At 65.6% G+C, this 15662-nt stretch carries 9 protein-coding genes; 7 read left to right on the top strand and 2 right to left on the bottom strand.

Features of this window, described 5'->3' with window-relative positions:
- Positions 1-89: 89 nt before the first annotated feature.
- Positions 90-3035, bottom strand: a complete 2946-nt coding sequence (locus O3301_RS01315; RefSeq protein WP_305055269.1) for a TonB-dependent siderophore receptor — start codon at positions 3033-3035, stop codon at positions 90-92.
- A 101-nt stretch (positions 3036-3136) separates the two neighbouring features.
- The gene (locus O3301_RS01310) at positions 3137-6487 is read right to left on the bottom strand and encodes a TIM-barrel domain-containing protein (protein ID WP_305055268.1); all 3351 of its coding nucleotides are present in this window, start codon (positions 6485-6487) and stop codon (positions 3137-3139) included.
- 345 nt (positions 6488-6832) lie between these two features.
- On the opposite strand from O3301_RS01310, the gene O3301_RS01305 reads away from it, so the two are divergent.
- The 7 genes from O3301_RS01305 to O3301_RS01275 all read left to right on the top strand — a co-directional run bounded on the left by O3301_RS01305 (position 6833) and on the right by O3301_RS01275 (position 15610).
- Positions 6833-7981 carry an SIS domain-containing protein gene (locus O3301_RS01305; RefSeq protein ID WP_289915345.1) on the top strand — a complete coding sequence of 383 codons (1149 nt, stop codon included), beginning with the start codon at positions 6833-6835 and terminating at the stop codon, positions 7979-7981.
- Positions 7968-8921 carry an ROK family protein gene (locus tag O3301_RS01300; RefSeq protein WP_305055267.1) on the top strand — a complete coding sequence of 318 codons (954 nt, stop codon included), beginning with the start codon at positions 7968-7970 and terminating at the stop codon, positions 8919-8921. The genes O3301_RS01305 and O3301_RS01300 overlap by 14 nt, the downstream gene beginning before the upstream one ends.
- Entirely contained in the window at positions 8921-10264 is a 1344-nt protein-coding gene (locus O3301_RS01295; RefSeq protein ID WP_305055829.1) for a D-tagatose-bisphosphate aldolase, class II, non-catalytic subunit, read from the top strand. Before O3301_RS01300 ends, O3301_RS01295 begins: the two co-directional genes overlap by 1 nt.
- A 35-nt stretch (positions 10265-10299) precedes the next feature.
- Positions 10300-11067, top strand: coding sequence for a DeoR family transcriptional regulator (locus O3301_RS01290; protein ID WP_285817020.1), 768 nt, complete (start codon positions 10300-10302; stop codon positions 11065-11067).
- Between the two features lie 3 nt (positions 11068-11070).
- Positions 11071-12165 (top strand): N-acetylglucosamine-6-phosphate deacetylase, encoded by a 1095-nt coding sequence (locus O3301_RS01285; RefSeq protein WP_305055266.1) that lies wholly within the window; start codon positions 11071-11073, stop codon positions 12163-12165.
- Positions 12166-12215: 50 nt separating this feature from the next.
- Positions 12216-14003 carry an MFS transporter gene (locus O3301_RS01280; protein ID WP_305055265.1) on the top strand — a complete coding sequence of 596 codons (1788 nt, stop codon included), beginning with the start codon at positions 12216-12218 and terminating at the stop codon, positions 14001-14003.
- Between the two features lie 209 nt (positions 14004-14212).
- Positions 14213-15610, top strand: coding sequence for an amino acid permease (locus tag O3301_RS01275; protein ID WP_305051735.1), 1398 nt, complete (start codon positions 14213-14215; stop codon positions 15608-15610).
- Positions 15611-15662: the final 52 nt, after the last annotated feature.

Genomic DNA, 15662 nt, shown 5'->3' with positions numbered 1-15662 from the left:
TTGTGCATTTCGGAACATTGTCTTTTCTTTTCCATCACAAAACCCCGGCCCGCCACATGCAGGCTGACGGACCGGGGCAGTGTCACGCCTTAAAAGAACTTGTAGCTGGCCGACAGGGCAAACTGGCGGCCGAACAGGTCCTGACTATGGTTGTAGCCTTCCCAGCCGTTCGGGTCGTAGTACGGCTGCTTGTTGAACGCGTTTTTCACGTTCAGGCCCACGTCCAGGTGCTTGATCGGCTTCCAGCTGAACGCCAGGTTCACCGTCGTGTACGACGGCGCGCCCTTGCACTGGCCGGCCGGCAGCGCCACGGAGGCGGCGGTGCAGTTTTCCGGCGTGTTGTCCTTGTCCCAGGGGCCATACGCCCAGCGCGTCTTGCCCGAGTAGTTGATGAAGACGCTGCTGACGAAGTTGCGGTAGCTCCAGTCGGCGTTGACGGTGGCGCTGTAGCGCGGCGAATCGTAGTAGCCGACGGTGTTGCCCTTGATGTCGCTGCCGTCTTCGCTGTCGTGGGTGTCGCGCTTGCGGATGGTGGCCGCAATGCCCGTGCTCAGCTTGCCCATGTCTCCCAGCGAAAAGCGCGTGCGCGCATCGATGTCGACGCCGTCCATCAGGGTGCGGCCACGGTTCGAATACGAGTTGATCAAGCCGCCCAGGTTGCCCACCGAATAGCCGGGCACGCCGCCCGCGCACACGCCCGCGTTGGCGGGATTCGCGCACATGGCCGCCACCGCAGCCACATTGCCACGGTCCGCGTCGGTCAGGTCATTGCGGATGGCGCTGGGCGTGCCGGCCAGGGTCGGACCGTATTTGTCCACCAGTTCCGTAAACAGCTCGTTGAAGTCCTGGCGCACGATTTCGTCACGGCGGTTGATGAACCAGTAATCGATGGAGATGCTCACGTCCTTGGCCGGCTGCAGCACCAGACCGACGGTGGAAATCTTGGCCTTTTCCGGACGCAGGTTCTGGTTCGGCGGCGTCAGGCCGCCCACCGTCGTGGAGCAATTCGAATTGAGCAGGCTCTTGCCCAGGTCCGCATCCGTCGCCACCTTGGACTTCATCAGCGCGCGCGCCATGGCATTCGTTTCATCGCAGCGCACCGTGTCGCGGATGCCGCCCACCTGCGCAAAGACGCCGCCCGTGCCCGATTCGGCCAGGTTGGGCGCGCGGAAGCCTTCGGAATACGTCCCGCGCAGCATCAGGTCGGGCCGCGCGCGCCAGATCACGCCCAGCTTGGGCGCCAGGTTGGCGGCGAAATGCGGATATTTGTCCAGGCGCGCGGCCGCATTCACTTCCAGAGTGTCGCTGAGCGGCACCACCACCTCGCCAAACACGGCGGCGATGGTGCGCCGGCCATCGAACCAGGAACCGCCCTGCTGCGTGATCAGGCCATTGGCCGCATCCGTGTTGCCGGGCGTGAGAAAACTCTCGCGCATGACGTTGGTGCCCACGGCGGCGCGCACTTCGCGCTCGCCCAGCTTGAACAGGGTGCCTTCCAGCTTCGCATCCCAGGTCATCAGCTTGGTCCACGATTCGATGGCGAAGGTGGGGTAGGCGCTGCGCAGCAGCGCCGCATTGGCCTCGCTGATTTCGCCGAACTTGTAGGCGGGATTGTCCGAAATAAACGTGCGGCCGCTGACGGAGTCTTTCGTGAACGGGCCGAATGCCTGTTCAAAACCCTTGATGTTGATGTTCGCCGTCTGGAACAAGGTGGAATGGCTGCCCGCCACGCTGAGCGCCGTTTCAAAATCCCAGCCGCCGCCGATGCTGCCGCGCAGGCCGACGAGCGCGCGGTAGTTTTCATCGACGTTCTTCTGGCCGAAGTGGCCCGTCGCATCCTGCAGCAGGTAGTTCAAGCCGGCCGCACCGCCCATCTTGGCCACCATGTCGGCATCGAGCTTGCCTTTCAGGTAGACGTTGTTGGGACTCAGGAAAGGCGTGGCGAAGGTGTTCAGGGTATTGCCCGTGTTGCGGGCGAACCAGTTGTTCGTGCTGCCGCTGTTGAAGCTGGACGGACCGTTTTCGCCGCGCATCTTGATGTGGGTGAAGGCGCCCTCCGCGAACGCTTCCAGGTCGCCGCCCAGTTTCAGCCGGCCGCTCAGATACGCCGTGGCCCGCTCCGAGGTAGGCCCCGTGTCGAGCTGGTTGGGCAGCGCATTCCACACGCAGCGCGTGCCCGACGCTTCCGTGATGCTGGTGTTGCAGCCAGGCGCGGCGCGCTGGGTGCGGGCATTGTTGTTGGCCTTGTCGAAGACAAAGAAGGTTCCGGGGTTCATCGTGCCCGGTTCGCTGCCGACGCCCACGCGCATGTTCGGGATGAAGTTGGGATTATTCGCATAAAAATACGCGGGACGCTTCTGCCAGGTATCGGCCAGCGCGATGCGGTCGCGCTGGTAAACGTTCACGGAACCGTAGATGTTGTAGCCGTCGTTGGCCAGGTCGCCCAGGCCATACAGCACGCTGGCCTGGCGCTCGCCATAGGATTTCACGCTGGGCGAAAACTCGCCGTTGGCGCGCGCTTCCAGCCCCTGATACGACTTCTTGGTGATCACGTTGATGACACCGGCCACGGCATCGGAGCCATACACGGCCGACGCGCCGTCCGTCAAAATTTCCATGCGCTCGATGGCGGCGGCGGGAATGGCGTCGATATTGACGAACATGGTCTGGAAGCCGGCCGGCGCGCCATAGAACGACAGGCGGCGGCCATTCAACAGCACCAGCGTGCCCTGCGCACCGAGGCCGCGCAGGTTCGCCTGCGAACCGCCATCGGACCCCGTGAACATCGAACGGAAGTCCTGCTGCGCCGGACGGGCGGCCGGCAGGTTGTCGAGCACTTGCAGCAAGGTGAGCGCGCCCATGTTCTCGATCTGCTTGGCGTTGATCACCTGCACCGGCGACGCCGTTTCCGCGTTGATGCGCTTCAGGCTGGACCCCGTCACTTCGACGCGCGCCAGTTTTTCCTCGTCGGCTGCCAGCGCCGTCGATGCCAGCCCCACCGCCACCATGGCGGCCATCAGTTTTTTCAAGTGCATTCCCATCTCCCTTTTTATCAGTGATTTGTTTTCGTCAGGTTGCAAGAGCCCCTCCCCGGTCCGAAGAGGGGCTCGTTCTTAGTGAAATAATTGAAGGGTGCTTAGCGCGGCTTGACGGTCGCGCCCTCCGTGCCCGTGAGTACGGCATTGGCCCAGTTGCCGCAGACCTGGGCTGGCTGGGCGCCGCGCGCGCCCAGGGTGCGCAGACTGAGCTGGCTCAGGCCGCGCACGTCGATTTCGGGTTTGACCACCCCGGGAGCCGTGACCAGGCCGCTGTCATACAACAGCCGCTCGCCGCTCCAGACCTGGAATTGCAGGCCGCCCGCGCTGCGGCAGCTATCGTCCACGCCCAGGTCGGCGCGCAGCAGATTCCAGTTGCCCGCCAGCTGCAAGTCGATGCGGCTGGCAGGTCCCACGCCGAGGCCCTTGCGGAACCACAGCCCGTTCATGCGCATCTCGGCCGCCTTGCCGGCTGGCCTGTCTTTCGCGATATGCTTCGGCAGCGCCAGGTCCGACAGATAGCGCTGCACCTCCTCGCCTTCGGCCACGCGGTGCTCGAGCACGCGGAATTCGGACAGGGTGACGGGCGCCACGTCGGTCGCCAGCGCCGCATCGAACGCGCGCGCCACCGGTGCGCCTTGCGCCGCCGTGACCATCGGGTCGGTGGACGCCGCGCCATCGCCTTCCGGATTTTGCGTGCTCATCACGCGGAAGCGCAGCAGGCGCCCGGCCGTGGCAGGGAAACTGATCGTCTGCGTGCCCTGTTCCAGTTTCAGGGTGCCGCGCTGCAGGGGTGCGCCCCATTCGCCATTGTTGTCGCCGATGTAGATTTCATAGTCGCGCACCTGCCCATGCTTCCAGTGCTGGTCGTTGCGCGGCGCCAGTTCGATGCCGTCGACCAGGCGCCGTTCCGTAAAGCCGATCACCCATTCGTGCGGCCCGCTCTTCACGGACGGGCTGCGCACGGTGCGGAACCACGTCTCCGGCTTGCCGTCGAAGGCGTTTTCCAGCGGATAGCCATTTTCCTCAAAGGGACGTCCCACCACCTGCATGGCGTCGGCCGGCAAGGCGCGGCCCGGCACGGGTGCGGCCGGGAAATCGGCGTCGACTCTCGCCACGGCCAGCGCACCGGCCACTTGCAAGGTCAAGGCCTGGCGGATATCCTGCGCCGCCACCTTCACGTGCAGGGTGCCCTGGCGGTCGGCAGCGTCGAAATACCAGGCATCAAACGCCTTGTCGTAGGCAGCGTGGTCGACGAACGCCGCGATCAGCCGTTCGCCGGCCCGCACGGCGGCCGGTGCCTGGCCCGCCAGCATGCGCAGCGCATAGCCGCGGCGCGCTTCCTGGCCCTGGTACTGGCCATCGACGGCGCCGATGTCGACCTGCACATCGCCGCCCGTCTGGCGCATGCGGATGACTTGCTGGCTGAAGGCGCCGCCCTGGTACTGGCGCGTGTTGCCGTCGTCTTCATACAGGGTGTATTCAGAGTCGCCATGCGGGTAGATATCGAGGGTCAGCTGGTCCTTCGGCTTCTGGCCGTCATACAGCATTTCCGGATACATGGGCAGGATGGCGCCGGCCCGCACGAACACGGGCAGCTTGTCCAGCGTGACCTGCATGTCCAGGTCGCGCCCTTTCGCGTCCGCCGTGGCCTGGCTGCCGTCCCAGTAGTCGTACCACGTGCCCTGCGGCAGGTGGATGCCCTTGCGCCAGCCGCCGCTGACGGCCTGGCTGCGGTAGACGGGCGCCACCAGCACGTCGCGGCCCAGGAGGAACTGGTATTTATAGGCTTCCGTGTAGGCGGCCGGGTCTTGCGGATAGTCCCACATCAGGCCCCGCACCAGCGGCGCGCCCGATTGCTCCGCTTCGCGCACCAACGTGTACATATACGGCGTCAAACGCATCTTGAGTTTCAAGTAGCGTCGGTTGATGTCGCGGTACGGCTGCTCGAACCACCACGGATGCTTGCGCTCGGCCGCGGCCCAGCCGGACATGCCCATCAGGACGGGCGTAAAGCTTTTCCACTGCAAATCGCGCAGATAGGTTTCCGGGCTGCCGCCAAAGATGGCGTCCACGTCGCCGGACGCATACGCCTGGCCCGACAGGCCCGAGCCGATCAGGGTCGGGATGTGCCAGCGGATGTAGTCCCAGCTGGCGCTCTGGTCGCCCGTCCACGCCACGGCGTAGCGCTGGATGCCGGCCCAGCCCATCACCGTCCACAGGAACGGACGGCTGTCGGAGTTGTTCAGGATGCCGTCGTAGGCCGACTTGTTCGCATCCATGGCGAACTGGTAGCCCTTGCCCGTCCACGCCACGTCCAGCTTTTGCACGCGGCTGCCCGCCTGGCCCACTTCCCAGGCGATTTTGTCGACGCCGTTTTCCGTCCACAGGCCCGTGCGGAAGCCATACCCGGCCAGTCCCTTCACGGTTTCCGGCAAATTCGTGTAGCCGCAGCCATAGCCGTCGTTGGGCAAAATCCAGCCGCCCGGCATGTCGTGTTCGCGGTATTGGCGCGCCACGGTTTCGACCACGTCCGGCGTCTTGCCGGTCGGGCCATCCGTCCAGCCCTTCGGCACGGAACCGGGCTTTTTCACGTTGTCGCCATCGTTGTAGCAATCGGCGTCACCGTACTCCAGCGCCCAGCGGGGCAGCATGCGGGCGCGGCCCGTCAAGTCCGTGTAACGGGCGACGACGTCGCGCAAGTCCTTGCCGACGAAGAAATACGCGTCATAGCGGCCTTCCGCGTGCTGCAGCGAGATCTGTTCCTTGTCGCGCAAGTCGTAGTTCCCGTCGGACCAGGTATTGCGCAGCATGCCCCAGCCCCGTGAACTCATGAGAAATGGCGCGGGATTCGGCCGGTCGCCCTCTTCCCAGCCGCCCGAATACGACACGGGCACCTGCTTGCCCTTGAATTCGAAGCGGCCATTCTGCTGGCCGCCGCCAAAGTATCGTTCGCCGGGCAGGCTGGAAAGCACCTGCACGCCCTGCTTGTCGTCGAGCGACAGCGGCTGCACTTCGCGCCACAGGGGCACCGCATCGCCCTTGCGGAACAGGGTAAAGCGCAGCGGTTTGCGGTCGATGCGCAGGCTCAGGGCCTCGGTGCCGATCAGGATATGGCCGGGCTGTTCGTCGATCTGGTACGCCACCTGCGCGGCAGGCTGGCCGACGACGATGGGCGCGGCCTTGTCGCCGGGCCCCGTCAAGCCTCCCTTGCCGCCCGCCTGGATGCGCAGCACGTCCGCCTGCGGCAGGCTGATACGCAGCTGCATGCCCGTATCGCTGCGCACCTCCCAACCCACGGCCTCGCCCTTGGCCACGTCGACCGGGTGCACGGCGGAGAGCGACTGCAGATTGCCGATGGTCGCGGCCTGCAAGCCAGGCGCAGACAGAGTGGCAAGAGCGGCGAGGACACAGGCGGCAAGGAGGCGGCGGGGAAGCGGGAGAGGTTTCATCGGCTGGCTTTCAGAAGTAATTCAATTAAATTACTTTAAGAAGAAAAATAAATATCGTCAACCAAAAGAAAGTTTTGACACCAATTTATTAATAAAATACCTAAAATCAGCTCATTTATCTTACGTTTTACTAAAAAATTACGATACATACTTCCGTTATCGTCGCATTTCAGCGACAGGCCGCGCCGCCACACGCTTTCACGCTGCACTGCAGCACACTATCACACCGTTAAAACGACACAATTTCGCAAGTCTATTAAAAATTTACTTTCGTTTTACTTTCGTATTTGACTTTTCGAAATTTAGTATTTATGCTTTCTCCAACAAACACTTTACTGACACTCCATGACTACCCTTCTTCAGCGTGACATTCAAACCTGGCGCGACATCGGCGGCCTGCACACGGCCGAGGAAATCGCCCACCAGCCAGCCATCTGGCGCGCGCTGTCCGGCATTTTGCGCAACGAGCAAGCCATCCTGGCCGCCTTCCTGGGCGACGCGCTGTCCAATCCGCAGCAACGCGTCATCCTGACGGGCGCCGGCAGCTCGGCCTATGTGGGCGAAATCGTCGTCGATACCCTGAACGCGGCCTGGCCTGCGCAGATCCGCGCCATCGCCACCACCACCCTCCTGACGCATCACGAGCTGTACCTGGAAGCGGATGCGCCCACCCTGCTCGTCTCGTTTGCCCGCAGCGGCGACAGCCCGGAAAGCCTGGCGGCCGTGGAACTGCTGCGCCAAGTCGTGCCCGGCGCGCGCTTCCTGAACATCACCTGCAACGCCGACGGCAAGCTGGCGAGCCAGGGCGCCAACGACGGCAACACCTATAACCTGCTGATGCCGGAAGGCAGCTGCGACCGCGGCTTCGCCATGACCAGCAGCTTTACCAGCATGCTGCTGGCGGCCCTGTCGGTGCTGGGCAAGGACACGGATTTGCAGCGTCTGGACACCCTGGCGCAGCTGGGCGAGCAAGCCTTGCGCGACTGGTCGGCCCCCGTGGCGGACCTGGGCTCGACTCCCGTGCAGCGCGTCGTCTACCTGGGCAGCGGCCCGCTGGAAGCGCTGGCCAAGGAAGCGGCCCTGAAAATCCTGGAATTGACGGGCGGCCGCGTGATGGCGATGGCGAATACCGCGCTGGGCTTCCGCCACGGCCCGAAGTCGGCCGTCACCACGGAGTCGCTGGTGATCCTGCTGCGCAGCAGCAAGCCGCTGGCGCGCCAGTACGAAGACGATTTATTGAAGGAACTGCAGCGCGACAGCGTGGCGCAGCGCTGCCTGACGGTGGGCATCGGCGGCGACTTATCTGCCAACTTAGCGGCCGATGCGCTGGCCTGGCCAGACGCCTGGCTGGCGCCATTGTGGCTGCTGATGGCGCAGCAATATGCGCTGCACCAGTCCGCGCTGCTGCAACTGCGCCCCGACAATCCATTCGCCGGCGGCATCGTCAACCGTGTCGTGCAGGGCGTCACCATCTATGGCCATGACCAATTCTAATCGCACCGCCGGCTACCACGGCATCGACATCGGCGGCAGCAAGATGGAGCTGGTCGCCTTTGCCGACCGCGACGGCGCGCTGGCCGAGGTGTTCCGCGAACGGGTGGCCACGCCGGGCGACGATTTTGCCGCCTTCGTGCAAGCCATCGTCGACCTGGTGGCGCGCGGCGACGCCGCCCTGGGCACGACGGCGCCCGTCGGCATCGGCTTGCCCGGCGTGATCGACAGCGCCAGCGGACGCCAGCTCAGTTCCAACGTACCGGCGCTGAACGGCCGCCTGGTGGCGCAAACGCTGCAGCAAGCCTTGCAGCGCCCTGTCGCCATCGGCAACGATTGCCAGTGCTTCGCCCTGTCGGAAGCGCAGGGCGGCGCGGCCGACAATGCCGCCAGCATGTTCGGCGCCATCCTCGGCACGGGCGCCGGCGGCGGCTATTGCGTGGGCGGCCAGCTGCTGCGCGGCTTTAACGGCGTGGCCGGCGAATGGGGCCACTGGAGCCTGCCCGCCACCCTGCTGGCGCAGCACGGCCTGGCCGAATACCCCTGCCCGTGCGGCAAGGCGGGCTGCCTGGAACGCTATGTCTCCGGACCCGCCATGCGCAAGCTCCACGCGCATTTCGGCGGCGACGGCGCCGAACCGCTGGCCATCGTAGCGCGCGCCAACATGGGCGACGCCGTGGCCCAACGCACGGTCGCCGTGCACCTCGATGTGCTGGGCCACGCGCTGGCTGGCCTGGTGCTGGCCTACGACCCGCACGTCATCGTGCTCGGCGGCGGCTTGTCCAAGCTGCCGCACCTGTACGACAAGCTGCCGGCCGCGGTGAAACGCCACCTGTTCCCCGGCGTGCACGTGCCGCCTATCCTGCCGCCGCGCTTTGGCGACGCCGGCGGCGCGCGCGGCGCGGCCCTTTTGATACGACAACATACAAAGGCGTCAACATGATGAAGCAAGCGGAAAACCCGACTTTTACCCTGTCCCCGATCCAGCAAGTGATCAAGGCGCACCGCCGCGGCGAGCGCGTGGGGCTGTACGCCGTCTGCTGCAGCCATCCGAGCGTGCTGCGCGCCGCCATGCGCGTGGCCAGCGAATACGACACCGTGCTGCTGGTCGAGGCGACCTCGAACCAGGTCGACCAGTTCGGCGGCTACACGGGCATGACGCCGGCCGTTTTCCGCGACACCATGCTGGCACTGGCCCGCGAACAGGGCTTCCCCGCCAGCCGCCTGGTGCTGGGCGGCGACCATCTGGGTCCGAACGCATGGCAGCACCTCGATGCGGCCACCGCCATGGATCACGCCGAAACCCTGATCGCCGCGTATGCGTCGGCCGGTTTCCACAAGATCCACCTCGATTGCAGCATGCGCTGCGTGGATGACCCCTTGCAGCTCGACGATGAAACCGTGGCCGCCCGTTCCGCGCGCCTGTGCATCGTCGCCGAGGAAGCGGCCGCCGCCGCCGGCTTCGCGCCGCCCGTCTACGTGATCGGCACGGAAGTGCCGATTCCCGGCGGCGAAGCGTCGCTGGCGCAAGCCGGCGCCGTCACCAGCCCGCAAGCGGCGCGCCGCACCCTAGACGTGCACCGCCGCGCCTTCCTCGACAACGGCCTGCATGGCGCCTGGCGCCGCGTCATCGCCATGGTGGTGCAGCCGGGCGTCGATTTCGACCAGAGCAGCATCCAGCACTACGATGCGGATGCCGCCGCCGAGCTGTCGGCCTTTGTCGCCGAGCAGCCTGGCCTCGTGTTCGAAGCCCACTCCACCGACTACCAACGCGAAACGGCGCTGCACGCCATGGTGCGCGACCATTTCGCCATCCTGAAAGTGGGCCCGGCCGCCACCTTCGCCCTGCGCGAGGCGCTGTTCGCCCTGTGCCAGATCGAGGAAGAACTGCTGCCGGCGCACGCCACCTCGCAGCTGATGCAAGTGCTCGACGACGTGATGGTGGCCAAGCCGAAGAACTGGATCAAGCATTACCTGGGCACGCCGGAAGAACAGCGATTGATGCGCCGCTACGGCTTGAGCGACCGTTGCCGTTATTACTGGGGCGAGCCGGAAGTGGCGGCCGCCGTCGGCAAGCTGCTGGCCAACCTGGACGCCGTGGCCATTCCGCTGCCGCTGCTGAGCCAGCATTTGCCGGAACAGTACCTGGCCGTGGTGCAGGGCAGCCTGCAAGCGCAGGCACCGGCCTTGATCGAGCACAAGATCGGCAGCTTGCTGGGGCAATATGCGCGCGCCTGCAACCGCAATGCGGCAGTGGCCGTCATTGCCGAAGCGGCAATCTGTTAAGCTCGGTATTTTCATTTTTTACTGAGCCCGCCACCATGCGAAATACCAGCCAACGCCGTGAATCCATCCTCCAAATGCTTGCCCAGCAGGGCTCGGTGCAGGTGACCGATCTGGTGGAAAAGCTCGGCGTGTCCGCGGTCACCATCCGCAGCGACTTGAATGCGCTGGAAGCGCAAGGCATGGCCACGCGCAGCCACGGCGGCGCGACCCTGACGCGCACGCCGCCGCCCGAGCACACGATACGCCAGAAGGACGCCATCAACCACGAGCAGAAGGAGCGCATCGGCGCCTTTGCGGCGCGGCTGGTGGAACCGGGCGACAACATCATCATCGACTCGGGCACCACCACCATCTCGCTGGCGCGCCATCTGCGCGATGCGACGGGCGTGACGGTGGCCACGAATGGCCTGAACATCGCATGGGAACTGGCCGATGCGCCCGGCGTGGACCTGATCCTGACGGGCGGCCTGCTGCGCAAGCAGTCGCTGTCGATCCAGGGCAGCCAGGCCGAAACCTGCCTGCAGGCGTACAGCTTCGACAAGCTGTTCCTGGGCGTGGACGGCTTCGACCTGCAGTTTGGCGTGACCACCCACCACGAAGCGGAAGCAAGCCTGAACCACAAGATGGTGGAACGGGCCAAGAAAATCATCGTCCTCACGGACGCCTCGAAGTTCGGCCGCGTCAGCCTGCACCGCATCGTGCAGCTGGACCGCGTCGATACCGTCATCACCGATGCCAGCATCAGCCAGGAGTACCGCGAAGGGCTGCAAAAGCTGGGCATCGAACTTTTTATAGCGGAATAACACATGCTGAGCGGCAGAATCCTTACCCCATCTGGCTGGATCACGGGCACCATCACCTTTGACCAGCGCATCGTCCAGATACAAGAAGACCCTGCCGCCGACAGCGCGCTGACCATCCTGCCCGGCTTCATCGACCTGCACGTGCACGGCGCGGCCGGCGTCGACATCATGGAAGGCGGAGACGCGGGCGCCACCGTGGCGCAGGTGCATGCGCGCCACGGCACCACGGCCTTGCTGGGCACCACGCTGACGGCCAAGGAGCCGTCGATCCTGCGCGCCCTGCAAGGCCTGGCCGGCGTCATCGCCGAGCGCCCCGCCAACGGCGCGCGCATGCTGGGCGTGCACCTGGAGGGCCCGTTCCTGAATTTGCACCGCCTGGGCGCGCAGCCGCCCGACGTGGTACAGGCCAGCCTGGCGCTGGTGCAGCGCTTCCACGCCATCGCCCCCATCAAGGTGCTCACCATGGCGCCGGAAATCCCCGGCCATCTGGAACTGATCCCGCAGCTGGCGGCCATGGGCATCCGCGTGCAGATCGGCCACAGCGCCGGCACGTATGACGAAGGCGTGGCGGCGCTCAACGCCGGCGTTTCCGGCTTTACCCACCTGTACAACGGCATGACGGGCATGACGCATTACGACCCCGGCATGGTGGGCGCCGCGCTGGCGCATGCCGAGTACGCGGAAATCATCCCCGACCTGCAGCACGTGGCCAAGGGCGCCCTGCGCGCGGCCCTGCGCGCCATCCCCCGCCTGTACGGCGTGACGGACGCCACCTCGGCCACCGGCATGCCCGATGGCGAGTACGGCCTGGGCACGCAGCGCGTCTACAAATGCCTGGGCTGCGTGCGCCTGGCCACGGGTTCGCTGGCCGGCAGTGTGCTGACCATGGACCAGGCCCTGCGCAACTTCGTCGACCTGGGCCTGGACCTGGCCGACGCCTCGAACCGCTTGTCGCTGTACCCGGCCGACTACCTGGGCGAATCCGAACGGGGCCGCCTGGCGCCCGGCGCCTGGGCCGATATCGTCGTCCTCGATTCCACATTACAGCCAGTGTCCGTCTTCGTCGAAGGCGCGACCATCGATCTTTCCACCCGCTAGATTCAGTCTCTAGACCCAGCCCCCAACCTCAACCCCGTCCCGGAGTTTTCATGCACGACACGTCACACAAGGCCCCCGTGTGGGCCATGCGCTACCTGCTATTTATTGCCGGCATGGGGGGATTGCTGTACGGCATAGACATCGGCATCATCGCCGGCGCCCTGCCCTACCTGGAATCGACGGCCTCGGTGGCCTGGAAACTGACGGCCCAGCAGCTCAGTTTCATTGTCGCCGCCGTGCTCTTGGGCTCGGTGCTCTCGTCGCTGTTCGCCGGCGCCCTGGCCGATCTGCTGGGCCGGCGCTGGGTGATGTTCCTGGCCGGCGCCCTGTTCAGCGCCAGCATCCCGCTGATCGCGCTGGCCGACGGCTACATGCCGCTGTTGCTGGGCCGTCTGCTGCAAGGCATCAGCGGCGGCTTGATCGGCGTCGTCGTGCCCCTGTACCTGGCCGAATGCCTGCCCGCGCAACAGCGCGGACGGGGCGCGGCCCTGTTCCAGCTGCTGCTGACCATCGGCCTGGTGGCCGCCGCCCTGATCGGCCTGCTGCAAGCGCAGACGGTGGAAACGGCCACGCAGGCGGCGCAAGCCTTGCCGGAAGCGGGCCGCATCGCCGCCATCTTCGCGGCCAAGGACCACGCCTGGCGCAGCATCTTCTGGGTCTGTCTGACACCCGGCCTCGTGTTTACCGTCGGCGCCCTGCTGCTGGCCGAATCGCCACGCTGGCTGGCGCAACGGGGCCGCATCGAGCAGGCGCGCCAGTCGCTGCTGCGCACGCGCTTGCCCGCCGACGCCGACATCGAACTGCGCGAGATGCAGGATACGCCGGAAAATACGGCCAAGGCCGGCGGCAAGGCCAGGGATCCGCTGCTGAGCCGCCGCTACGTGCTGCCCTTCCTGCTCGCCTGCCTGATCCTCGCCTGCACCCAGGCGACGGGCATCAATTCCATCCTCGCCTACGTCGTCAATATCTTGAACCAGGCAGGCCTGTCGGGCGCCTCGGCCAACATGGCGGACGTGTTGTTGAAGGTGCTGAACGCCGTGATGACGGTGGTGGCCGTGCTGCTGGTCGACCGCAAGGGCCGCAAGTTCCTGCTGATGCTGGGCACGGGCGGCATCGTCGTCTCGCTGCTGGCGGCCGGCCTGCTGTTCCGCGGCGCCGAAGCGCACCTGGCCGACGTGCGCCCCGCCATCGCGGCGCAAGTGCAAGCGGACAGCCTGGCCTTGCACCTCGATGCGGCCACCTTGGCAGCCCTGGGCGCGGCAACCGACGGCACGCCGCAGCAGCTGACCATCGCCTACGCCTACGGCCCGTTCACCAATGTGAAAAGCCTGCGCAGCGACGATCCCGTGCTGCGCCAGGTGACGATCGCCCGCGCGGACGCCGTGCAGGCGGACAGCGTGATCGGCGTGTTCTTCCGCAAGCTGCACCTGAACCCCTTCGCCGACCCGGCCGCCGGGCGCGAGGCGCCGCTGCGCATCGAGAAGGCCAGCCTGGGCCCCGTGCCCTCGTCCACGCACGGCTGGCTGGTGGCGATCGCCATCTGCGTGTTCGTTTCCAGCTTTGCCGTGGGGCCGGGCGTGTGCGTGTGGCTGGCCCTGTCCGAGCTGATGCCGACGCGCATCCGCTCGAACGGCATGAGCATCGCCCTGCTGGTCAACCAGTTCGTCTCGACGGTGATCGCCGCCATCTTCCTGCCGACCGTGGGCTTGCACGGCTATTCGACGCTGTTCTTCTTCGGCGCCGGCTGCACCGTGCTGTACTTCCTGGCGGCGGCCTTCCTGCTGCCGGAGACCAAAGGCAAGACACTGGAAGAGATCGAGGCGCACTTTTCAAAGTAAGCCAAAGTAACCATTTGTAGCAGTCTCCTTTTCAGCCCCGGCCGCTTCCGGGGCTGTTTTTTTTGCCCGCAAGACAAGCTTCCGGGCTGGCGCGCACGCCAAAGTACGGTTTTCCTTCTGGAATCTTGGCCGCCTGGGCTAGAATCTGGCTGCGTCGTGCTACTCACGAGGCGGCAATGGCGCCATGACAAAAACCACCAGGAGACACAGTGAGCTTATTTAGAACCAAGAATTTGGATGACATGATTGCCCACAGCAAGAAGCCAGGAGGTCTGGCCAAGGTGCTGGGGCCCTTCGACCTTGTCCTCATGGGCATCGGCGCCATCGTCGGCACGGGCATTTTCGTGCTCACCGGCACGGGTGCGCTGACGGCCGGCCCCGCCCTGTCGCTGTCGTTTGTCGTGGCGGCCGTGGCCTGCTGCTTCGCCGCCCTGTGCTACGCGGAATTTGCCTCCACCGTGCCGGTGGCCGGCTCCATCTACACCTACAGCTACGCCACCCTGGGCGAGCTGGCCGCCTGGATGATAGGCTGGGACTTGCTGCTCGAATACGGCCTGGCCGCCGCCGCCGTCTCCGTCGGCTGGTCCGGCTACTTCCAGTCGCTGCTGTCGGGCTTTGGCATCACCCTGCCCGTCGCGCTCACCGCCGCGCCGGGCGCGCTGCCCGGCGTGACCACCTTCATCAACCTGCCCGCCCTCGTCATCATGCTGGCCCTGACGGCCATGCTGGGCTGGGGCGTGCGCGAATCGGCGCGCCTGAACAACATCATGGTGGCCATCAAGGTGGGCGTGGTGCTGCTGTTTATCATCTTCGGCGCGCGCCACGTGCAGCCAGCCAACTGGCAGCCCTACATGCCGTTCGGCTACCACGGCATGTTGAGCGCCGCCGCCCTCGTCTTCTTCGCCTTCATCGGCTTTGACGCCGTCACCTCGGCCGCCGAGGAAGTCAAGAAACCGTCGCGCGACCTGCCGATCGGCATCATCGGCTCGCTGGCCGTGTGCGCCGTGCTGTACGTGGTCGTCTCGGCCATCATGACGGGCATCGTGCCGTATCAAAAATTCCTCGGCGTCGACCATCCCGTCTCGCTGGCCCTGCAGTATGCGGGCGAAAACTGGATCGCCGGCTTCGTCGACTTGGGCGCCATCCTCGGCATGACCACCGTGATCCTCGTGATGGCGTTTGGCCAGACGCGCATCATCTTCGCCATGTCGCGCGACGGCTTGCTGCCCAAGCGCCTGTCCACCGTGCACCCGCGCTTCCACACGCCGTTCTTCGCCACCTGGCTGGTCGGCATCGTCTTCGGCCTGATCGCCGCCGTGATCCCGCTCAACATCCTGGCTGAGCTGATCAACATTGGCACCTTGGCCGCCTTCACCATGGTGTCGGTTGCCGTGGTGGTGCTGCGCAAGAAGCGTCCCGACCTGCCGCGCGCCTTCCGCTGCCCCGGCGTGCCGTACGTGCCGGCGCTGGCCGTGATCCTGTGCGTGGGCCTGATGAGCTTCCTCAGCTGGGTCACCTGGGTGGCCTTCACCATCTGGCTGGTGATCGGCCTGGTCATCTACTTCGGCTACGCGCGCCGCCGTTCGCTGCTGCACCCGCCGCAGTAAAAAATCCCCTGCAGCGACATATCCTGTCGCTGCCCCAGTTAAGATGGCGGTC

Source organism: Janthinobacterium sp. SUN211 (assembly GCF_030587315.1).
In the GTDB taxonomy this organism is placed as follows: Bacteria; Pseudomonadota; Gammaproteobacteria; order Burkholderiales; family Burkholderiaceae_D; genus Janthinobacterium; species Janthinobacterium kumbetense.
This window is presented reverse-complemented; position numbering and strand designations above follow the sequence as displayed.

Bases quoted from the DNA above. Each gene is read 5' to 3' on its own strand.
- O3301_RS01295 (WP_305055829.1), top strand. From the start codon at position 8,921: ATGAAGCAAGCGGAAAACCCGACTTTTACCCTGTCCCCGATCCAGCAA.
- O3301_RS01315 (WP_305055269.1), bottom strand. From the start codon at position 3,035: ATGCACTTGAAAAAACTGATGGCCGCCATGGTGGCGGTGGGGCTGGCA.
- O3301_RS01285 (WP_305055266.1), top strand. From the start codon at position 11,071: ATGCTGAGCGGCAGAATCCTTACCCCATCTGGCTGGATCACGGGCACC.
- O3301_RS01305 (WP_289915345.1), top strand. From the start codon at position 6,833: ATGACTACCCTTCTTCAGCGTGACATTCAAACCTGGCGCGACATCGGC.
- O3301_RS01280 (WP_305055265.1), top strand. From the start codon at position 12,216: ATGCACGACACGTCACACAAGGCCCCCGTGTGGGCCATGCGCTACCTG.
- O3301_RS01300 (WP_305055267.1), top strand. From the start codon at position 7,968: ATGACCAATTCTAATCGCACCGCCGGCTACCACGGCATCGACATCGGC.
- O3301_RS01290 (WP_285817020.1), top strand. From the start codon at position 10,300: ATGCGAAATACCAGCCAACGCCGTGAATCCATCCTCCAAATGCTTGCC.
- O3301_RS01310 (WP_305055268.1), bottom strand. From the start codon at position 6,487: ATGAAACCTCTCCCGCTTCCCCGCCGCCTCCTTGCCGCCTGTGTCCTC.